The 20,908-nt window shown below is 59.3% G+C and carries 18 protein-coding genes; 8 read left to right on the plus strand and 10 right to left on the minus strand.

Annotated features, from left to right (window positions below; all coding sequences use genetic code 11):
• Positions 1 to 6: 6 nt before the first annotated feature.
• The 4 genes from tauA to ACP7D9_RS15795 all read right to left on the minus strand — a co-directional run bounded on the left by tauA (position 7) and on the right by ACP7D9_RS15795 (position 5,849).
• The gene (tauA, locus tag ACP7D9_RS15780; protein WP_426158709.1) at positions 7 to 996 is read right to left on the minus strand and encodes a taurine ABC transporter substrate-binding protein; all 990 of its coding nucleotides are present in this window, start codon (positions 994 to 996) and stop codon (positions 7 to 9) included.
• A 244-nt stretch (positions 997 to 1,240) separates the two neighbouring features.
• Entirely contained in the window at positions 1,241 to 2,824 is a 1,584-nt protein-coding gene (gene gshA / locus ACP7D9_RS15785) for a glutamate--cysteine ligase (protein ID WP_101156876.1), read from the minus strand.
• 317 nt (positions 2,825 to 3,141) lie between these two features.
• Positions 3,142 to 3,525: a PaaI family thioesterase gene (locus tag ACP7D9_RS15790; protein ID WP_426158464.1), complete on the minus strand. Its 384-nt coding sequence runs from the start codon at positions 3,523 to 3,525 to the stop codon at positions 3,142 to 3,144.
• Positions 3,525 to 5,849 (minus strand): Tex family protein, encoded by a 2,325-nt coding sequence (locus ACP7D9_RS15795; protein ID WP_312998115.1) that lies wholly within the window; start codon positions 5,847 to 5,849, stop codon positions 3,525 to 3,527. The genes ACP7D9_RS15790 and ACP7D9_RS15795 overlap by 1 nt, the downstream gene beginning before the upstream one ends.
• Before the next feature lie 359 nt (positions 5,850 to 6,208).
• Between ACP7D9_RS15795 and ompR the strand changes: the two genes are divergently transcribed.
• Together ompR and ACP7D9_RS15805 are read left to right on the plus strand one after the other, a co-directional pair.
• A complete protein-coding gene (gene ompR, locus ACP7D9_RS15800) occupies positions 6,209 to 6,949 on the plus strand; it encodes a two-component system response regulator OmpR (protein WP_039756430.1) in 741 nt (246 codons plus the stop codon).
• Between the two features lie 114 nt (positions 6,950 to 7,063).
• Complete coding sequence (locus ACP7D9_RS15805) at positions 7,064 to 8,377, plus strand: ATP-binding protein (RefSeq protein WP_312998110.1); 1,314 nt, start codon at positions 7,064 to 7,066, stop codon at positions 8,375 to 8,377.
• Between the two features lie 86 nt (positions 8,378 to 8,463).
• Here ACP7D9_RS15805 and rimK read toward each other — a convergent pair whose 3' ends face one another.
• From rimK to ACP7D9_RS15820, 3 genes are read right to left on the minus strand one after another with little or no spacing between them, the layout of a single operon-like run.
• Entirely contained in the window at positions 8,464 to 9,369 is a 906-nt protein-coding gene (gene rimK / locus ACP7D9_RS15810) for a 30S ribosomal protein S6--L-glutamate ligase (RefSeq protein WP_024011184.1), read from the minus strand.
• Positions 9,366 to 9,827, minus strand: a complete 462-nt coding sequence (locus ACP7D9_RS15815; protein WP_172667902.1) for an ATP-dependent zinc protease family protein — start codon at positions 9,825 to 9,827, stop codon at positions 9,366 to 9,368. The genes rimK and ACP7D9_RS15815 overlap by 4 nt, the downstream gene beginning before the upstream one ends.
• A 34-nt stretch (positions 9,828 to 9,861) precedes the next feature.
• A complete protein-coding gene (locus tag ACP7D9_RS15820; protein ID WP_426158466.1) occupies positions 9,862 to 10,641 on the minus strand; it encodes an EAL domain-containing protein in 780 nt (259 codons plus the stop codon).
• Positions 10,642 to 10,757: 116 nt separating this feature from the next.
• Here ACP7D9_RS15820 and ACP7D9_RS15825 point away from each other — a divergent pair, with 116 nt between their 5' ends.
• Positions 10,758 to 11,162 carry an RNA-binding S4 domain-containing protein gene (locus tag ACP7D9_RS15825; RefSeq protein ID WP_312998101.1) on the plus strand — a complete coding sequence of 135 codons (405 nt, stop codon included), beginning with the start codon at positions 10,758 to 10,760 and terminating at the stop codon, positions 11,160 to 11,162.
• 88 nt (positions 11,163 to 11,250) lie between these two features.
• Here the strand turns inward: ACP7D9_RS15825 and ACP7D9_RS15830 are convergent, their stop codons facing one another.
• Positions 11,251 to 12,051 carry a phosphatase PAP2 family protein gene (locus ACP7D9_RS15830; RefSeq protein ID WP_426158467.1) on the minus strand — a complete coding sequence of 267 codons (801 nt, stop codon included), beginning with the start codon at positions 12,049 to 12,051 and terminating at the stop codon, positions 11,251 to 11,253.
• 107 nt (positions 12,052 to 12,158) lie between these two features.
• On the opposite strand from ACP7D9_RS15830, the gene hslO reads away from it, so the two are divergent.
• Both hslO and ACP7D9_RS15840 read left to right on the plus strand, forming a co-directional pair.
• The gene (gene hslO, locus ACP7D9_RS15835) at positions 12,159 to 13,061 is read left to right on the plus strand and encodes an Hsp33 family molecular chaperone HslO (protein ID WP_426158468.1); all 903 of its coding nucleotides are present in this window, start codon (positions 12,159 to 12,161) and stop codon (positions 13,059 to 13,061) included.
• A gap of 181 nt (positions 13,062 to 13,242) precedes the next feature.
• Positions 13,243 to 14,784, plus strand: coding sequence for a phosphoenolpyruvate carboxykinase (locus tag ACP7D9_RS15840; RefSeq protein ID WP_101156859.1), 1,542 nt, complete (start codon positions 13,243 to 13,245; stop codon positions 14,782 to 14,784).
• Between the two features lie 199 nt (positions 14,785 to 14,983).
• On the opposite strand, the gene ACP7D9_RS15845 is transcribed toward ACP7D9_RS15840, so the two are convergent.
• Positions 14,984 to 16,126, minus strand: coding sequence for a hypothetical protein (locus tag ACP7D9_RS15845; protein WP_426158469.1), 1,143 nt, complete (start codon positions 16,124 to 16,126; stop codon positions 14,984 to 14,986).
• Between the two features lie 302 nt (positions 16,127 to 16,428).
• Between ACP7D9_RS15845 and ACP7D9_RS15850 the strand changes: the two genes are divergently transcribed.
• From ACP7D9_RS15850 to ACP7D9_RS15860, 3 genes are all read left to right on the plus strand, one after another.
• Positions 16,429 to 18,399 (plus strand): RecQ family ATP-dependent DNA helicase, encoded by a 1,971-nt coding sequence (locus ACP7D9_RS15850; protein ID WP_426158470.1) that lies wholly within the window; start codon positions 16,429 to 16,431, stop codon positions 18,397 to 18,399.
• Between the two features lie 89 nt (positions 18,400 to 18,488).
• On the plus strand, positions 18,489 to 19,715 hold the full coding sequence (locus tag ACP7D9_RS15855; RefSeq protein WP_101156852.1) for a 3-hydroxyacyl-CoA dehydrogenase: 1,227 nt from the start codon (positions 18,489 to 18,491) through the stop codon (positions 19,713 to 19,715).
• 100 nt (positions 19,716 to 19,815) lie between these two features.
• Positions 19,816 to 20,235, plus strand: coding sequence for an acyl-CoA thioesterase (locus ACP7D9_RS15860; protein WP_101156851.1), 420 nt, complete (start codon positions 19,816 to 19,818; stop codon positions 20,233 to 20,235).
• 54 nt (positions 20,236 to 20,289) lie between these two features.
• On the opposite strand, the gene ACP7D9_RS15865 is transcribed toward ACP7D9_RS15860, so the two are convergent.
• Entirely contained in the window at positions 20,290 to 20,775 is a 486-nt protein-coding gene (locus tag ACP7D9_RS15865; RefSeq protein WP_016772172.1) for a glycine zipper domain-containing protein, read from the minus strand.
• Positions 20,776 to 20,908 lie beyond the last annotated feature (133 nt).

Raw genomic sequence — 20,908 nt, forward strand, 5'->3', positions numbered from 1 at the left:
TCCCGATCAGTTGGTGATGTATTTGGCGCTGACGTATGGCGCGTAGTCCGGCAGCACGGCGTCGACCTTGCCCTGCTCCTTGAGGAACGCGGCGGTGTCGGTGATGGCTTTGGTGGTCGGCGCGCCAAGGTCGCTGACCTGATCAGCCGCCAGCGGGTAGACGTTGCCCTGCAGCAGCAATGGGATGTCGCTGGCTTTGGCGCCAGACAGCTTCACCAGTTTGTCGACGTTGCTCTGGTTGGCCAGCCAGGCCTGCGGATCCTTGCGGTAAGCGGCGTAGGCGTCGAGGGTGACCTTGGCGAATGCGGTGACGATTTGCGGATGCTTCTCGGCGAAGTCCTTGCGCACGATCCACGCATCGAAGGTCGGCGCGCCGAACTTGGCCAGTTCGCCGGAGGTGATCAGCACTTTGCCGTTTTCCTTGGCCACGCCCAGTGCCGGATCCCACACGTAAGTGGCGTCGATATCGCCGCGTTTCCATGCGGCGATGATCGCTGGCGGCGCGAGGTTGAGCACGGTGACTTTCGACGGATCGATGTTCCAGTGCTTGAGCGCGGCGAGCAGGCTGTAGTGCCCCGTGGACACAAACGGCACGGCGATTTTCTTGCCGATCAGATCCTGCGGAGTCTTGATGCCGGAACCTTCACGCGCGACCAGTGCTTCAGCGGCGCCGATCTGCGTGGCAATCAGGAAGGTTTCTACCGGTACCTTGCGGGTGATCGCGGCGGTCAACGGGCTCGAACCCAGGTAGCCGATCTGCACATCGCCGGACGCGATGGCGGCGATGATGTCGGCACCGTTATCGAATTTGCGCCAGCTGATATCGGCCTTGGTGGCTTTCTCGTAAGCGCCGTCGGCCTGAGCGACTTTGGCCGGGTCGACGGTAGTCTGGTAGGCGACAGTGAGATCGGCAGCCTGGGCCAGGAAGCTTGCAGCGGCCAGTGAGGCGGCGGCGAGCAGGCGAAGGGGGAATTCAGTTTCAAGTGAGAGCTCCAGATCAGGCGACCGAGTGTCGGCGTGAAAGGAGACTAAATGATCTAAGAATCGAAAAATAAATAACTTTTTCGAATGAGCTTATGAGCGGAAAAATCTAAGACAGGAGAGGATGTGAGCCTTTGACTGATCGTTCCCATGCTCTGCGTGGTAACGCCTCAAGGGACGCTCTGCGTCCAAAGTGACGCGGAGCGTCACAGGCTGCATTCCCACGCAGAGCGTGGGAACGATCAAAGGATGTTCTATATCAATTGCTGATCGCGAGGATGCTCGCCTGATACGCGCCGACAAACACATCAAAATCGCCGACCTCGTTCTGCTCAAGCTCGGCCTGCTGCGCCAGCGACGAGCGCGCCACTTCCTCGAACTTCGCCTGCTCATCCGCCGGCAACGGCTCGCTGCGGAAGAACTCGGCATGGGCCTGGCTCTGCCGCAGCGAGAACTGCGCAAAGCTTTCCTTGTGCTCGGCCATCGCCGCCAGTACCTGCGCCGACGGTGTCAGGGACGGATCGCTGACTTTCGCCAGTTGCGCATCCAGCGCCTGGCTGTGCGCATCGCCGCCGTGGCTCTGATCGAGCAGCGCAGCCAGCGGAGCGATTTGCTCAAGCAGTTCGCCAGCCCAGGTCTTCATTTCGACCGCTTGGCCGTCGCGCTGCAATTGCAGTCCCGGACGGCGGCCTTCCTTGACCACGCTGAGGAAGTTCGAAGTGGCGTTGCCGCACGAAGTATTGGTCAGCAACGGGCTGTCGTTCAACGCGCAGTACAGCAGGAACGCGTCGAGGAAGCGCGACTCGGTGAGGTCGATGCCCATCGGCAGGAACGGGTTGATGTCCAGGCAACGCACTTCGACGTACTGAATGCCGCGCGCCATCAAGGCCTGGATCGGCCGCTCGCCGGTGTAGGTCACGCGTTTCGGGCGGATGTTGGAGTAGTACTCGTTTTCGATCTGCAGGATATTGGTGTTGAGCTGCACCCACTCGCCATCCTTGTGCGTGCCGACTTCAACGTACGGCGCGTATGGCGTGGCTACCGCTTTGCGCAGGCTATCCGTATAGCTCGCCAGATCGTTGTAGCACGGCGTCAGGCCGGCCTGGGCGTTGCTCTGGTAACCGAGGTCGCTCATGCGCAGGCTGGTCGCGTACGGCAGATACAGCGTGTCCGGATCGAGCTGTTCGAGCTGATGCGAACGCCCGCGCAGGAAACCCGCATCCAGCGCCGGCGAGGCACCGAACAGGTACATCAGCAGCCAGCTGTAGCGGCGGAAGTTGCGGATCAGGGCGATGTACGACACCGACTGGAAGTCGCGATCGGTGCCGACGAAACCTTCGGCCTCACGCAGTAGCGGCCAGAGCTGTTCCGGCAGCGAGAAGTTGTAGTGAATCCCGGCGATGCACTGCATGGTCTTGCCGTAACGCAGGGCCAGGCCCTTGCGGTAAACGTACTTGAGCTGACCGATGTTGGAGGTGCCGTAATAGGCGATCGGGATGTCTTCCTCGGCCGGCAACGGGCACGGCATCGACGGGCTCCACAGGTACTCGCTGCCGAGTTTGCTGTAGGCAAAGCGGTGGATCTTGTCCAGGCTCGCCAGTGTGTCGGCAGGATCCGGCAGGGCAGGCGTGATGAATTCCAGCAGCGACTCGGAGTAGTCGGTGGTGATCTGTTCGTTGGTCAGCGCGGAACCCAGGGCTTCGGGGTGCGGCGTTTGCGCCAGGCGACCTTCACTGGTCACGCGCAGGCATTCACGTTCGATACCGTGCAGGCACTGCTTGAGCAGAGAGAGGTTGGCGCGCTCGCCGAGCAGAGCCAGGCGGCGGTTGAGAAGTTCGCTCAATTTGGATTCCTTCACGCGTCAGTCGCCCCAATATGGGGGTGGGCAGGACGGTCTACAAGGGTGAAGTTGAAACTGGCGTTATCGCCTGGTTTTTTGGACTGGAATAGTCCTTTCGAACCGCCTACTTCAATCCCTGAATCTGGCAGACGCACGCGAAGATCATGCAGTACCTGTGGGAGCGGGCTTGCCCGCGAAGAGGGAGTGTCAGTCAATATCAAGTCATCTGACACACCGCCCTCGCGAGCAAGCCCGCTCCCACAGAAAAGCTCGACGCTGCGATCACAGCGCCGAAATTAACTCAAAATGATGAACAACATCTACAAGACAGCGAAGGTGCCTTGCGCTTTTGCGACCAGTTTGTCGCCCTGCATCACCTCGGCTTCGACCACCAGCGTACGACGGCCCGGGTGGATCACCCGCGCCGTGCACAGCACCTCACCGTCGGAGACGGCGCGGATGTAGTTGATCTTGCATTCGATGGTCGCGCTCTGCTGATCAAAGCCATGGCTGCTGGAACACGCCATGCCCATGGCAATATCGACCAGACTGAACAGCGCGCCACCGTGCAGCTTGCCGCCACGGTTGCGCAGCTCGGGCTCAAGCGCCAGGGCGACTTGCGCCACCCCGGTCTCGAGACTGTGCAGGCGGCAGCCCAACAGCTTGAAAAAGGCGCTCTCGACGAGCCCGGCCGGCATGTCCATCAGCGTTTCTTCAATTGCTTGGCGTTGGCAAACAACGAGGCCATTGCGTTGTTCACCGGCGCGGCGGTAGCGGTTTCCTTGCGCGGCGCATTGCCGGAAGACTGGCGCGGTGCCGAGCCTGGACGCGAGCCACGGGCGCCGTCGACCTTCTCGCCCGGGGTGTCGCTCATGCGCATCGACAGGCCGACGCGTTTGCGCGGGATGTCGACCTCCATGACCTTCACTTTCACCACGTCACCGGCCTTGACCGCTTCGCGTGGGTCCTTGATGAACTTCTCCGACAGCGCCGAGATGTGCACCAGACCGTCCTGGTGCACGCCGATGTCGACGAACGCACCGAACGCCGTAACGTTGGTGACCACGCCTTCAAGGATCATTCCCAGTTGCAGATCCTTGAGGTCCTCGACGCCTTCCTGGAACTCGGCGGTTTTGAACTCCGGACGCGGGTCGCGACCGGGCTTTTCCAGTTCCTGGAGAATATCGGTGACGGTCGGCAGACCGAAGGTTTCGTCGGTGAATTTCTTCGGATCCAGGCGCTTGAGAAACGCCGCATCGCCAATCAGCGAACGAATGTCACGGTCGGTTTCAGCGGCAATGCGCTGCACCAGCGGATAGGCTTCCGGGTGCACCGCCGAGGAATCCAGCGGATTGTCGCCGTTCATCACGCGCAGGAAACCGGCAGCCTGTTCGAAGGTTTTCTCGCCCAGACGCGCGACTTTCTTCAGCGCCGCACGGGTCTTGAACGCGCCGTGTTCGTCACGGTGAGCAACGATGTTTTGCGCCAATGTGGCGTTGAGGCCGGAGATCCGCGCCAGCAGTGCCACGGAGGCGGTGTTCACATCGACACCGACGGCGTTCACGCAATCCTCGACCACGGCATCAAGACCCCGCGCCAGTTTCAGCTGCGAGACATCGTGTTGGTATTGGCCGACGCCGATGGATTTCGGGTCGATTTTTACCAGTTCGGCCAGCGGATCCTGCAGGCGACGGGCGATCGACACGGCGCCACGGATCGACACGTCCAGATCCGGAAATTCCTTGGCCGCCAGTTCCGATGCCGAGTACACCGATGCGCCGGCTTCGGACACCATGACCTTGGTCATTTTCATTGCTGGATATTTTTTGATCAGCTCGATCGCCAGTTTGTCGGTCTCGCGGCTGGCGGTGCCGTTGCCGATGGCGATCAGGTCCACCGAATGCTTGGCGCACAGCGCAGCGAGAATGGCGATGGTCTGGTCCCATTTGTTGTGCGGCACGTGCGGGTAAACCGTGGCGTGGTCGAGCAGCTTGCCGGTCGAATCGACCACCGCCACTTTGCAGCCAGTGCGCAGGCCCGGGTCGAGGCCCAAAGTGGCGCGCGGGCCGGCCGGTGCGGCCAGCAGCAAGTCGTGCAGGTTGTGCGCGAAAACGTTGATCGCTTCGGTTTCGGCGCCATCGCGCAGCTCGCCGAGCAGGTCGGTTTCCAGGTGCGTGTAGAGCTTGACCTTCCAGGTCCAGCGCACCACTTCACTGAGCCACTTGTCCGCAGGGCGGTTCTGGTTCTGGATGCCGAATTGCTGGCCGATCATGCCTTCGCACGGATGCATGGTGCCCGGTAGCTCGTCGCCGACCTTCAGCGCGGAGCTGAGAATGCCTTCGTTGCGGCCACGGAAAATCGCTAGGGCACGGTGCGACGGCATGCTTTTCAGCGGCTCGTCGTGTTCGAAGTAATCGCGGAACTTGGCGCCTTCCTCTTCCTTGCCGGCAATGACGCGGGCACTGAGGGTGGCTTCCTGTTTCAGGTAGTTACGCAATTTTTCCAGCAGGCTGGCGTCTTCGGCGAAACGCTCCATGAGGATGTACTTGGCGCCTTCCAGCGCAGCCTTGACGTCCGCCACGCCTTTTTCCGCATCGACGAAGCGCGCGGCTTCGGTTTCCGGCGATAGGTTCGGGTCGTTGAACAAGCCGTCGGCCAGTTCGCCGAGGCCGGCTTCGAGGGCGATCTGGCCCTTGGTGCGGCGCTTCTGCTTGTACGGCAGGTACAAGTCTTCCAGACGGGTTTTGGTGTCGGCGAGCTTGATGTCGCGCTCGAGAGCGGGGGTGAGCTTGCCTTGCTCCTCGATGCTGGCGAGGATGCTGATACGCCGTTCGTCGAGTTCTCGCAGGTAGCGCAGGCGCTCTTCCAGATGACGCAGTTGGGTGTCGTCGAGGCTGCCGGTGACTTCTTTTCGGTAACGGGCGATGAAGGGAACGGTAGAGCCTTCATCGAGTAGCGCGACGGCCGCTTCGACCTGCTGTGGGCGTACGCCGAGTTCCTCGGCGATGCGGCTGTTGATGCTGTCCATAAAACCACCTGACATAGTATGAAAAGCAGGCTCGCAGGCACGCAGATAAAGGCCTGGAGGCTGATTGAGCGGCTGGAAAATTGCCGCTGCCTGGATCAAGAGGCTGCCCATTGACCCGTGAAATCGAACAGTTGCTGCACAGGGCCGGAAAAAATACCGGCCACTTACGGTAACGATTCAGACGTTGCCTGGCGCAAAACGCCGCGCATTATAACCAGCGTTCTGTCATTCGGGGGCGTTGCAGGCTGTAGGCATAAACCCCGGTTTTCTGGCAGTGAAGGAAAAATCTGCTAACAATGCACACGGTGCGTATAACGGCAGCTACGCCATAATGCGCGCCGAGCTAAAAGGAGCATCCAATGAGCAGCACTGCACAAACTGCTGAAGGCGAAAAAATTCTCATCGTTGACGACGATCCGGGGCTGAGCAGCCTGCTGGAACGCTTCTTCGTCAGCAAGGGCTATCGCGCCCGTACCGTTCCGAACACCGAGCAGATGGACCGTCTGCTGGCGCGTGAAGTGTTCAATCTGGTCGTTCTCGACCTGATGCTGCCGGGCGAAGACGGCCTTACCGCTTGCCGCCGCCTGCGTGGGGCGAACAACCAGATTCCGATCATCATGCTCACCGCCAAGGGCGATGAACTGAGCCGTATCAAGGGCCTTGAACTGGGGGCCGACGATTACCTGGCCAAGCCGTTCAATCCCGACGAGCTGATGGCGCGTGTCAAAGCCGTATTGCGCCGTCAGGCCGCACCGGTGCCGGGCGCACCGGGCAGCGAAGACGAAAATGTCACCTTCGGTGATTACGTATTATCGCTGGCCACCCGCGAGCTCAAGCGCGGCGATGAGGTGCACATGCTCACCACCGGTGAGTTCGCTGTACTCAAGGCGCTGGTAATGAACGCGCGTCAGCCGCTGACCCGCGACAAGCTGATGAACCTCGCCCGTGGTCGTGAATGGGATGCGCTGGAGCGATCCATCGACGTGCAGATCTCGCGTCTGCGTCGGATGATCGAACCCGATCCGTCGAAGCCGCGCTACATCCAGACCGTCTGGGGCGTGGGTTACGTGTTCGTTCCGGATGGCACCGCCACCAAGTGATCGGTGATTTGTAGGAGCGGGTCTGCAAGGCTCTGGTCGCACGGCCATGGCCACAGACTCGCAATCCGCAATATGCGAGCATTGCTCGCTCCTGCAAGTGTGTAGCGGTTAAAGATGAAAACCCCCGTCTGGTTCCCCCAAAGTTTTTTCTCTCGCACCCTTTGGCTGGTGCTGATCGTCGTGCTGTTTTCCAAGGCGCTGACCCTGGTTTATCTGTTGATGAACGAGGACGTGCTGGTGGATCGCCAATACAGCCACGGCGTCGCCCTGACGCTGCGCGCCTATTGGGCCGCCGATGAAGAAAACCGTGCAAAGATTGCCGATGCCGCAACCCTGATCCGTGTGGTCGGCGCCGGCGTGCCGGAAGGCGAACAACACTGGCCGTACAGCGAAATCTATCAGCGCCAGATGCAGGCGGAGCTGGGGGCCGACACCGAAGTGCGTTTGCGCATGCACTCACCACCGGCGCTTTGGGTGCGCGCGCCAAGCCTGGGCGATGGCTGGCTGAAGGTGCCGCTTTACCCGCATCCGCTGCGTGGCCAGAAAATCTGGAACGTGCTCGGCTGGTTCCTCGCCATCGGCCTGTTGTCGACAGCGTCGGCGTGGATTTTCGTCAGCCAGCTCAACCAGCCGTTGAAGCGTCTGGTGTATGCCGCACGGCAGCTCGGTCAGGGCCGCAGCGTGCGCCTGCCGATCAGCGACACGCCCAGCGAAATGACCGAGGTTTACCGCGCCTTCAACCAGATGGCCGAAGACGTCGAGCAGGCCGGACGCGAGCGCGAGTTGATGCTCGCGGGGGTGTCCCACGACTTGCGCACACCGCTGACGCGCTTGCGCCTGGCGCTGGAATTGATGGGGGCTCACACCGATCTGACTGACGACATGGTTCGCGACATCGAAGACATGGACGCGATTCTCGACCAGTTCCTCGCGTTCATTCGCGACGGACGCGATGAGTCAGTCGAAGAAGTCGACCTCAGCGATCTGGTGCGCGAAGTGGCGGCGCCCTATAACCAGAACGAAGAGAAAGTGCGTCTGCGTCTGGAACCGATCCAGCCATTCCCGCTGCGTCGCGTGTCGATGAAGCGCCTGCTCAACAACCTGATTGGCAACGCCTTGAATCATGCCGGTAGTGGCGTCGAAGTGGCGGCGTATGTGTCGGGGGATACCAGCGCTCCGTATGTGGTGCTGAGCGTGATGGACCGTGGCGCCGGGATTGATCCGTCCGAGCTTGAGGCGATTTTCAACCCGTTCACCCGGGGCGATCGGGCTCGGGGCGGCAAAGGCACGGGGTTGGGGTTGGCGATCGTCAAGCGAATTGCGGCGATGCATGGCGGCAACGTCGAGTTGCGCAATCGGTCCGGAGGCGGGCTTGAAGCGCGCGTGAGATTGCCGCTTGGGTTGATGTTGCCTAGAGATGCCGTGTAACGGCTGAAAAAAGATCGCAGCCTGCGGCAGCGCCTACAGGAAACGCATGCCCATGTAGGCGCTGCCGAAGGCTGCGATCTTTTGCTTTACCCCTTGCCTTTGGTGCGGGTCATATTCGGCCCGCCATTTTTTTCCAGATGTTCGATGATGATCCCGGCCACGTTCTTGCCGGTGGTGGTCTCGATCCCTTCCAGGCCCGGCGATGAATTCACTTCCATCACCAGTGGGCCGTGGTTCGAACGCAGGATATCCACACCCGCCACTGCCAGGCCCATGACCTTTGCAGCGCGTAACGCGGTCATGCGTTCTTCCGGGGTGATCTTGATCAGGCTGGCGCTGCCCCCACGGTGCAGGTTGGAGCGAAATTCGCCCGGTTTGGCCTGGCGCTTCATCGCCGCGATCACCTTGTCGCCCACCACGAAGCAACGGATATCTGCACCGCCGGCTTCCTTGATGTATTCCTGAACCATGATGTTCTGCTTCAGGCCCATGAACGCTTCGATCACCGACTCGGCCGCCGTCGCGGTTTCGCACAGCACTACGCCGATGCCCTGAGTACCTTCGAGCACCTTGATCACCAAAGGTGCGCCGTTGACCATGGCAATCAGGTCGGGAATATCGTCCGGCGAGTGAGCAAAACCGGTGACGGGCAAACCGATTCCGCGCCGCGACAGCAGCTGCAGCGAACGCAATTTGTCCCGCGAGCGGGCAATGGCCACCGATTCGTTGAGCGGGAATACGCCCATCATTTCGAACTGACGCAACACCGCGCAGCCGTAGAACGTTACCGACGCGCCGATCCGCGGGATCACCGCGTCGAAACCTTCCAGTGGTTTGCCGCGGTAGTGGATCTGCGGCTTGTGGCTGGCAATGTTCATGTAGGCGCGCAAGGTGTCGATCACCACCATTTCATGCCCGCGCTCGATTCCGGCTTCGACCAGACGGCGGGTGGAATACAGACGCGGATTACGCGACAGCACAGCGATCTTCATGCAACACCTGTGGAGGAGGTAGATACCGGGAACACCGGCTTGTCTTGTACATACTTGATGCCCGGATTGACCACCAACTGGCCATCGATCAGGGCTTTGGAACCGAGCAACAGGCGATAACGCATCGACTTGCGGCAGGCCAGGGTGAACTCCACCGGCCAGACCCGATCACCCAGGGCCAGCGTGGTGCTTATCACGTAGCGCACCTGCGCATGGCCGTTGGAGCTTTTGATGGTTTTGCGCGTGACCAGCGGAGCTTCGCAGCGCCGGTGACGTAACTGCACGACCGTGCCGAGGTGCGCAGTGAAACGCACCCATTTCTCGCCGTCGCGTTCGAACGGCTCGATGTCGGTAGCGTGCAGGCTGGAGGTGCTGGCGCCGGTGTCGATTTTTGCGCGCAGGCCCGCCACTCCCAGGCCCGGGAGCGCCACCCACTCGCGCAGACCGACAACGGTCAAATGATCAAATGTCTTCAAAGAAAAAAACCAAGGGTTAACGCTTCCAGGCCTTGTCCGGCACCTGGGCCAACGCTTTGAATGCAGGTTTGGCGAACCAGTAGCCCTGCATCAGAAATATTCCACAGTCTGCGAGAAAATCCCGTTCCCCGGCGCTTTCTATGCCTTCGGCAATGACTGTAACGTCCAACTCCGCACACATTGTGACAATCCCCCGCACAATCACCTGACGGACGCGGTCTTGATCGACGTCACGGATCAGCGCCATGTCGAGTTTGATCAGATCCGGTTGGAAATCTGCCAGCAGATTGAGCCCCGAATAACCGGCACCGAAATCGTCGATGGCGGTCTTGAAGCCGAATTCGCGGTATTCACGCAGAATATTGGTCAAATGGCGATAATTATCTACGTGCTCGATTTCCAGGGTTTCGAAAATCAGCCGGTCGATTGGAAAGTTGTGTTTTCGTGCGGCCTCCAGCGTGCTGCGAATGCATAGCTCTGGACGGTAGACGGCGTTGGGCAAAAAGTTGATCGACAAGTGTGTCTGCATATTAAGGCTCGCCGCACCTTCGATGGCGCGGGTCCGGCAGAGCTGGTCGAAACGGTAGCGGTTGTCTTCTGTAACCTGATTTAACACGGACAACGCGCCTTCACCGGCCACGCCTCGCACCAGCGCTTCGTGGGCGAACACCGATTGGTCACGCAAGTCGACGATCGGCTGGTAGGCAAAGGAAAAATCGAAGTTCAGCGGCTCGCTCTGCTGGCAGCCCTGGCAACCGCCCTTGGGCGAGGTCAAAGAAGTTGGAAATTTAGTCACGCGGTCACTCCAGGCCGGTCAGGCGGCGAAGATCACAGTCTATCTGGAGGGCCGAGTTCTTGCGCCCGACAGAAACGGTAGTACAGTTCCGACTACTGGCTGAGCGAGGAATTCATATGGGACAGAAGCAGGAAGAGGACGACAAGGTCCGTCTTGATAAATGGCTATGGGCGGCGCGGTTCTATAAAACCCGTGCCTTGGCCAAAGCAGCAATTGAAAGTGGCAAGGTGCATTGTCGTGGCGAGCGGTGCAAACCTGGCAAGGAGCCACGCATTGGTGATGAGTTCGAGATTCGCACCGGTTTCGAAGTTCGTACCGTGAGGGTCGAGGCCTTGTCCATCGTGCGTCGTGGCGCACCCGAGGCGCAGACTTTGTATGCCGAGACCGAGGCGAGTATTGCCAAGCGTGAAGCGGCCGCGGCCATGCGCAAGGCCGGGTCATTGGGCGTGAGCACCGACGGCAAGCCGAGCAAGAAACAGCGGCGTGATCTGTTCAGGTTTCGCGGCAGCAATGACGAATAAAAAGATCGCAGCCTACGGCAGCTCCTACAGTTGAATGCGATCCTGTGCAGGAGTTGCCGAAGCTGCGATCTTTTCGAAACGTCACCATTTACCGGGCGGAAATGACGCTCATCCGCGACACCATCGGCAGCTTGCCCAGCAGCGCGAAAACCGGCGCGGTGAGCTTCAACCAGAAGTTCGCCGCGTGATGGGCAAATGGCGTGTAGTAACCCCAGCCCAGCGCCCATACCGCCAGCAGCACGCCCCCAATGTAGTCGTCCTGGCCCCAATGCGCCCCGGCGACCAGGCGCGGCATCATGAACAGCACGGCCAGGCCCCAGACCGTCAGAAACTGCCCGACCGTGCGGCTGAAGACGCCCATGAACAGTGCCCAGATCAACAGCACCGACGCGTGATCACCGGGAAAGCTCTGCCCCGAGCGGTCCTTCAGCTCCCAGGTTTTCTCCAGGTGGGGAAAGTAATCGCTGATGTGCACGGCGCCCTCAAGCACCATCGATGGACTGCTGTGCTGCCAGCCCATGTGATCGGCGAATTTGGAAAACAGCGCGCGGATCACCACCATCAACAGAAGAATCGAGAAAAAACCGAAGAATGCGCGGCGCACGTCGATCGCCCTGAAGATCCAGTCGCCCTTGATCAGCAGCGTCAGAAGAATGAGTCCGACGACGATGTCGAACGGGCGCAGACTTGCAATTGCCCAGATGTGGAGCCATATCGGGTTGCTGGCCAGCGGTGCATTCAGCGAACGGAACAGCCACTCGTCGAAAATCACACACAGCATCTGGCCCGTAGGCCATAACCAGAAAGCCAGTAGCGCCAACGGCACTACGTTACACAGAACCAGCCGGCCGAGGTTCCACCTTGATTGGAACAAACCCGGATTGTTCATAAAATGCCTCCCATGGCGAAAAAGCGCCGGCACCAAAAAAAGTGCCAGCAAGCGCAAATTTTCACGTTTTGTAACCATTTTGTCATCACATTCAGATACCCAGACCTATGACCGACCTAGCGGATACCGATTTCACACAGCGCTTCATCTTCGATGACAGCGATACTCGCGGCGAACTGGTAGCGCTGGAGCGCAGCTATGCCGAAGTCCTTGCCAAACACCCGTACCCGGAGCCGGTCGCGCAGTTGCTCGGCGAACTGATGGCGGCCGCTTCCTTGCTGGTCGGCACGCTCAAGTTCGATGGCTTGCTGATCTTGCAGGCGCGTTCGGAAGGGCCGATTCCGCTGCTGATGATCGAATGCTCCAGCGAGCGCGAAATTCGCGGCCTGGCGCGCTATAACGCCGAAGAGATCGCGGCGGACGCCACACTCGGCGACCTGATGCCGAACGGTGTTCTGGCGCTCACTATCGACCCGACTGTTGGCCAGCGTTATCAGGGGATTGTCGACCTTGACGGCGAAACCCTGTCCGATTGCTTCACCAACTACTTCGTCATGTCGCAGCAAGTCGGCACGCGCTTCAAGCTGTTCGCCGACGGTCGTCGTGCACGCGGCATGTTGCTGCAACAACTCCCCGCCGATCGCTTGAAAGACGAAGAAGATCGCGCCGCCAGCTGGCAGCACCTCACCGCGCTGGCCAGCACTCTGGGCGCCGATGAACTGCTCAGTCTGGACAACGAAACCGTCCTGCACCGGCTCTATCACGAAGAGCAGGTGCGCCTGTTTGATGTCCAGCATTTGCGCTTCAGCTGCAGCTGCTCGCGGGAACGCTCCGGCAATGCGCTGGTCAGTCTTGGGCTGGAAGATGCGCTGGCGCTGGCAGCCGAGCAGGGTGGCAAAGTCGAAATCGATTGCCAGTTCTGCAATCAGCAGTACCTGTTCGACGCGGCTGATATCGCTCAGTTGTTCGCTGGCGCGGGCGTCGATACGCCGTCAGATACCCGTCACTAAAACGGTTCAGCGCAGGTAAATTCACTGCGCAATGACGGAATATCGCCGTTACGACGGGAGGACCCTACTCTTTTTGGGCTTTTCTGGCATAATCCGGCCCACTTTTTTCGCGGTAGTAGTGCACGACTTTCTACTACAAAACGTTTGGAGCACACTCGGCCACTGGCCGACGGGGAACCTCATGACGCAAGCCAATAACGCCGTGTACACCGATCTGAGTGTTGATGATCTGGTAAAAGAAGCCCTGAATCGCGGTGAAGGCGAGCTTGCCGATACCGGCGCTCTGGTTGTTCGCACCGGTCACCGCACCGGTCGTTCGCCTGTCGACCGTTTCATCGTTGAAGAGCCTTCCACTCAGGCCGCTATCGCCTGGGGCCCGATCAACCGCAAGTTCCCGGCCGACAAGTTCGATGCCCTGTGGGCTCGCGTCGAGGCCTTCAACAACGCGCAAGAGCATTTCGTTTCCCACGTGCATGTAGGCGCGGCGGAAGATCACTACCTTGCCGTGAAAATGACCACGCAGACTGCCTGGCAGAACCTGTTCGGTCGTTGCCTGTTCATCAATCCGGCCCAGTACAACCCGGCTGGCCGTGAAGAATGGCAGGTGCTCAACGTCGCCAACTTCGAGTGCGTGCCCGAGCGTGACGGCACCAACTCCGACGGCTGCGTGATCATCAACTTCGCGCAGAAGAAAGTGCTGATCGCCGGCATGCGTTACGCCGGTGAGATGAAGAAAGCCATGTTCTCGGTGCAGAACTTCCTGCTGCCGGCCGCTGACGTGCTGCCAATGCACTGCGCTGCCAACATCGGCGAAGAAGGCGACGTGACCCTGTTCTTCGGTCTGTCGGGCACCGGTAAAACCACCCTGTCGGCCGACGAAAGCCGTTACCTGATCGGTGACGACGAGCACGGCTGGGGCGAAGGCGTTGTCTTCAACATCGAAGGTGGTTGCTATGCCAAGTGCATCGACCTCTCCGAGAAGAACGAGCCGGTCATCTGGAAAGCCATCAAGCACGGCGCGGTGCTGGAAAACGTCGTCATCGACGACGCCAAGCACGCCGACTATGCCGATGTCAGCCTGACCCAGAACAGCCGCGCCGCATATCCGCTGGAGCACGTTGCCAAGCGTTCCGAGAAGAACCTTGGTGGCGAGCCAAACGCGGTGATCTTCCTGACCTGCGACCTGACCGGCGTACTGCCGCCAGTGTCGATCCTCAACGAAGAGCAAGCGGCCTACCACTTCCTGTCCGGCTACACCGCGCTGGTGGGCTCGACTGAAATGGGTTCGGGCAGCGGCATCAAGTCGACTTTCTCCACCTGCTTCGGCGCACCATTCTTCCCGCGTCCGGCTGGCGAATATGCAGAACTGCTGATCAAGCGCATCCGCGGTTTCGGCTCCAAGGTCTACCTGGTCAATACCGGCTGGACTGGCGGCGGCTACGGCGTCGGCCAGCGCTTCAACATCCCGACCACCCGCGCAGTGATTGCCGCGATTCAGAGCGGCGCACTGATCGGTGCTGCCACCGAACACCTCGACACCATCAACCTCGACGTGCCACTGGCCGTTCCGGGCGTCGACACCAACCTGCTCAACCCGCGCAATACCTGGGCTGACAAGGCGGCGTACGACGAGGCAGCGAAAGCACTGGCCGGTCTGTTCATCGAGAACTTCAAGAAGTTCGAAGTGAGCGACGCGATCAAGGCGGCTGGGCCGAAGTTGTAAATATTGGTTTGCGATGATTGAAAAAACCGCCCTTTGGGGCGGTTTTTTTTATTCTCGATCTTGACCCGTAATGCCTTCACATGAAATTCGCGGGATGGAGCTTCGCCCCACCGGGATCGGGATGGCAGACAGGGCATCGCGCAGAGCCGGAACGGGACGAACTGTTTGCCGGACGTTGCTACCGATTTTTCAACGATTTTCAACGCAGATGCCCGTAACTGGAGATGTCCAGCAGGCTAGTGGTCAGTCCGGTTGCCGGCCGGTAGATCGTGCCTTTCACTGCCGAGAACGGCACGCCTTTGCTGCCGAGCGAAACATAGCGCTCGCCTTGATCCAGTTCGGTGAAATAAGTGTAGGACTGGCTGTGCATCTTCTTGTAACGCGCTTCGTCGCTGACGATGGCGCCGGTGAGGCGCAGCAGGTCGGCATCGCTCAGATTGAGGGTTTTGGCAAGTGACACGCCCCAGCGCTTGAGGGAGGTTTCTGCCAGATGGCGAACGATGCGTCCGGGCTCGATCAGAGCGTTGAGGTCGCTGCTGCTGCTTGGCTCGCCGCCAAGCGCTGTGGCGTTGCCCGCGAGGGTGGCGTGGCGACCGGCCATTGGGTAGATCGAGGTTTTGGTACCCGTGGCTGTTTGTGGAATCACGCAACTGAAACCTTTCGAGCGCTCGTCGCGGGCATAGAAAGCGATGAATTCCTTGACGTTGGATTGCAGTTTTACCCGGTTCTCCTGAAAGTTTCCGATTCCCGGAACTGGATCGATCGCAAAGATATTCACCGGAACATGTCTGAGGGCCGCGTCCTGGAACATTGCATTGGCGAGCATAAGACAACTGATGCCGCCACGACTCCAGCCAACCAGATTGACTTGCGTGGGAATAACGCCGTCCTTGCGGAAAGTCTTGATGATTTGTTCCTGTAATTTCTGTTGGGTGATGCTGCGATCGCCATAGTTATAATTGCGCCATAACCAGGAGCCTTCAACTTTTGCATCTTCAATAGGAATGCCTGCGTCTTTGAGACGGTTATATTCTGCTTTGGTCAGTTGTTTGCGCTGCCAGTCGCATTTACCTTTGATGATGTTTATGGCGTGTTGCACGTTTTCCTCCCATCCCCTACCAAACAGAGTGCCAGTCAGGCCGTATTCAGACGTCTTGGTGAACAGGTCATCGGCTTGCAGATTGCCGCTGCCAGGGCCATCGACGACACTCCACTCGGCAAATTCACGTCCGCTGTGGTGGGCAGCAAGCGTGGAGACGATTTCGCCATCCCAGAAGTTTTTATGACGTTGGTCAAACTTGTTAAAGCCGGTGCCGCAAAAAAATATCGTCAAAATTGTCATTTTTTTTGCCCTTCGTTTACTTGGAAGAGCATGCAATTTAGTTTGAGCGGATTGAGTTGATAAGTTTCTCGTTGTTTCGATTCTTGTAGTTGCACAAGCTTGTTTCTTGTGTTTTTTCTGTCTTGAAAGTTTATTGCGGTTAATTTTTTAACTGTTAGGAAGGCTTTATCTGGCTGACGATCCCTTGGGTGCGCTTGATCCCCTGTATTATTCCGTATCGTTTTGACCTGCAACCTTTTCTCGACTCGCTGCAATCGCCCGCTAGGCTTTGGACAAGGCAGCAGTCAACGGAGTGACAGCAAATGCACAACACCCTGGAACAGGTTTTTGGTTATCCACAGTTCCGGCCCGGTCAGGAGGCCGCCATCAGCGCGGTGCTGGCGGGGCGTTCGGCGGCGGCGATCTTTCCCACCGGCTCCGGCAAATCGCTTTGCTACCAACTGCCGGCGCTTCTGCTGCCGCATCTGACACTGGTGGTCTCGCCGTTGCTGGCATTGATGCAGGATCAACTGGCGTTTCTCAAACGCCACGGCATCTCGGCAGGGAGCATCGATTCGGCACAGAGCCGTGAGGATGCCAACGACGTAATGGCCCGTGCGCGTTCGGGTGAATTGAAAATTCTGATGATTTCCGTCGAGCGTCTGAAAAACGAGCGCTTCCGCAACTTCCTGCAGCAGGTGTCGATCTCGTTATTAGTGATCGACGAGGCGCACTGCATTTCCGAATGGGGCCATAATTTTCGCCCCGATTACCTGAAACTGCCGGACTACCAACGTCAGTTCAACATTGCGCAGGCCCTGCTGCTTACCGCCACGGCCACACCAAAGGTCATCGCCGACATGCAGGCCAGATTCGCCATCGCACCGGACGATGTGGTGACCACCGGTTTCTATCGTTCCAATCTCAACCTGCTGGTCGAGCCTGTACGCGGTCAGGACAAACGTCGGCGTCTGGTCGAATGGATGGCCGCACGTCCCGGGCAACCGAGTATTGTCTACGTGACGTTGCAGAAGACCGCCGAACACATTGCCGAACACCTTCAACGCAACGGAACGCAGGCCGAGGCTTACCACGCAGGCTTGCCCCACGATCAGCGTGAAGGCATACAGCATCGCTTCATGGTCGGTCAGTCCAACTGCATCGTTGCCACCATCGCCTTCGGGATGGGCATCGACAAGAGCGACATCCGCAACGTGGTGCATTTCGATCTGCCCAAATCCATCGAAAACTACAGTCAGGAAATCGGCCGTGCCGGGCGCGACGGGCAGCCCTCCGATTGCCTGGTATTGGCCAACCGCGACAGCCTCAATGTGCTGGAGAATTTCGTTTATGGCGATACGCCTGAGCGCGCTGGGATTCGTCATGTGCTCGATGAACTCAAAGCCTCAGTGCCGGAGGGGCAGTGGGAATTTTTGCTCGGGCCACTGGCCGATCAGAGCAATATTCGTTCGTTGCCGTTGAAGACGTTGCTGGTGCAGCTGGAACTGCGGGGTCTGATCGCGCCGCGTTACGCCTATTACGCCGAATACCGCTTCAAATATCTGCTTGAGCCTGAAGCACTGCTCCAGCGCTTCGAGGGCGAGCGAAGGGATTTCGTGGCGGCGATCATCCAGACATCGACTCGCGCACGTACCTGGGCCACGGTGGATTTCGAGGCGATGTACTCGCAGTATTCCGCCGAGCGCAATCGAGTGGTGACAGCGCTGGACTATTTTCAGGAAAAGGGCTGGGTCGAGCTTGAAAGCAAGCAGATGACCGAGGTGTACAGCCTGCTGCACAGCGATTTTGACAGCGATGCCCTGAGCGCTGAACTGCACGGGTATTTCACTCGGCACGAACTGACGGAGGTGGCGCGGATTCACGCCATGCTCGAGGTGTTCGCCACTGAGCGCTGCCTGGGTTATCGCCTGGCGGAGTATTTCGGCGATCTCAATGTTCCTGAGCGTTGTGGCCATTGCTCGGTGTGTCACGGCCAGACCGCACGATTGCCTGAGCCGCCAGCATTGCCGCCGCTTGTGGATAAAAACTTCGCGCAGCTGTGTGGGGAATTTATCCACAGGCATGAGCAACACACAGGCAGCTTCCCCACGGCCGAACGGCTGACGCGGTTCCTGTGCGGTATCAGCGTGCCGTTGTTCACCAGGCTCAAGGCTCGCGCGATACCAGGATATGCGGCACTGGAAGAGTACCGCTACGCTGAGGTCCGCGAGTGGGCGGACTACCATTTGCTCGATCAGGCGCGCAATTCTGGGCGAGCTGGATCCATCTGCTGAATATCGATCATCACGCTAATAAACTTCAAAAACCGCTGTTGCCTGATTAAGGTTGGAAGCTGTCTCAGGGCCACTTACAAGAGAACAACATGAGCCAGACATCCTTTGATATCCAGCAGGCTGCCGTGATCGGCGCGGGCACCATGGGCCGTGGCATTGTCATGTGCTTGGCCAATGCCGGCGTGAGCGTGCAGTGGGTCGATAACAACCCGCAGATGCTCGAGCAAGCTCTGACAACGGTCGCCGACACTTATGCACACAGCGTGCGTCAGGGCCGCATCGATCAGGCCGAGGCGGATGCGCGAATGGCTCGCGTATCAGCGGCGGCGGATTACGCGGCGATTCGCAATGTCGACCTGGTGATCGAAGCGGTGTACGAAAACCTTGAGCTGAAGCAGAAGATCTTTCGCGAACTGGATGGCCTGCTCAAGCCCGAGGCACTGCTGGCGAGCAACACCTCGGCGCTGGATATCGACGCCATTGCCGCCGCAACCCGGCGCCCGGCACAGGTCCTGGGCCTGCATTTCTTCAGCCCGGCGCACATCATGAAGCTGCTGGAAATCGTGCGCGGTGCGCAGACCTCGCCAGCAGCGCTGGAGGCAGCGCTGGCGCTCGGCAAGCGCATGGGCAAGGTCAGCGTGGTGTCGGGCAACTGTCACGGTTTTATCGGCAACCGCATGCTGCATCCGTATGTACTCGAAGCACGCAAGATGCTCCTCGAAGGCGCTTATCCACAGCAGGTGGATGCTGCGCTGCAAGGCTTCGGTTTCGCCATGGGGCCGTTTCGCATGTACGACGTGGTCGGCATCGATCTGGAGTGGCGTGCTCGGGAGCTCGCTGGCAAAGGTCAGGATGCGCCGCAGTTGCAGATCGATAACCGACTGTGCGAGATGGGCCGGTTCGGGCAGAAGTCCGGCAACGGTTACTACCATTACGAACCAGGCAGTCGCCAGGCCGAGCATGATCCCGAGGTGGATGCTCTGGTGCTACGGGTCAGCGAAGAGCTGGGATTTCAGCGTCGCGACATCGGCCCGGGCGAAATTCTCGAGCGCTGTCTGCTGGCGCTGGTCAACGAAGGTGCGAAGATTCTGCAGGAAGGCATTGCCGGCTCGGCCCATGACATCGATCTGGTGTACTTGAATGGCTATGGTTTTCCAGTGCAGAAGGGCGGGCCGATGGCTTGGGCGGATCAGCAGGGACTGGCGGATATTCATCAGCGCTTGCTGGCGCTGGAGGCGCGTCAGGGCGATCAATGGAAACCGGCGCGGCTGATTGGCGAGCTGGCGGCGCAGGGGAAGGGGTTTGCAGATCGTTAATTTGACAGGCTGTGCAGGCGCCTTTGCGGGCAAGCCCATTCCTACAGGTAAAGGGTCGTCCTCACGGTCAAATCCATTCTAGAAAATGCGAGAGTCCTGCATGAATCAACGCTCCGACTACCCCCACTTCCAGCCGATCACTACACGCTGGCACGACAATGACGCCTACGGTCATATCAACAATGTTACCTACTACAGCTTCTTCGATACGGCGGTGAACACGTATCTGATTCAGGTCGGGGGCCTGGATATTCATGACGGCGAAGTGGTGGGATTCGTGGTCAGTTCGGCCTGCGATTACTTCGCGTCCATCGCTTTCCCCGATCTGATCGAGATCGGGCTGCGGGTCGGCAAGCTTGGCAACAGTTCGGTGCAATACGAACTCGCGGTGTTCAAGGTCGGCGAAAACGAGGCGTGTGCGGCGGGGCGGTTCGTGCATGTATTCGTGGATCGGGCGAGCAATCAGCCGGTGCCGATTCCTGCCGGTTTGCGCGGGGCGCTGGAGAGGCTGGTCATCTAGACGCGAAAAAAAATCGCAGCCCAAAGGGCCGCGATTTTCGTTCAAGCCTTCGCCTTAGTGGTGGCGATAGTACTTGTGATGCTTACGATGGCCGTAGGCATGGCCGCGACCTGGATGACCACGGTCGCGGTAGTAGCGACGGTCATCATGGCCCCGGTCGTAGCGACGATCATCGTCGTCACTCTTGTTGCCCATGTAGTTACCCAGCGCGCCACCTGCACCGCCACCAGCGGCAGAGCCGATCAGGCTGCCGGTGGTGCCACCGAGGCTGCGACCAACCACGTTACCGCCGGCTGCACCCAATGCACCGCCGATGGCTGCTTCGCCACGGCTGCGCTTGTCTGCGCCGACTGCGCTACCACCCGCGCCGCCCAAGGCTGCGCCGATGGTGGAACCTGTATTGCCGCCTAACGACTGACCGACGACCGAGCCAAGAACCCCGCCCAATGCGCCGCCCACACCTGCTTCGGTGGTGCCTCCGGCAGAAGCGAAGCCACTGACCAGGCCAAGGGACAACAAGAGAATCGAGGAGAACTTCATAGAGGATGAGCCTCAAAGGGATGACGGCGCCGATCCTGAGGCTCTGCAATGGGCGTGACAATCAAAATCCGACGAATAACACGACTTGTATACAAGATTGCAAGTTACTGTTTTTTCAACGGAACTTAACCGA

Source organism: Pseudomonas sp. TSRC2-2 (genome assembly GCF_049897785.1).
Taxonomy (GTDB): Bacteria; Pseudomonadota; Gammaproteobacteria; order Pseudomonadales; family Pseudomonadaceae; genus Aquipseudomonas.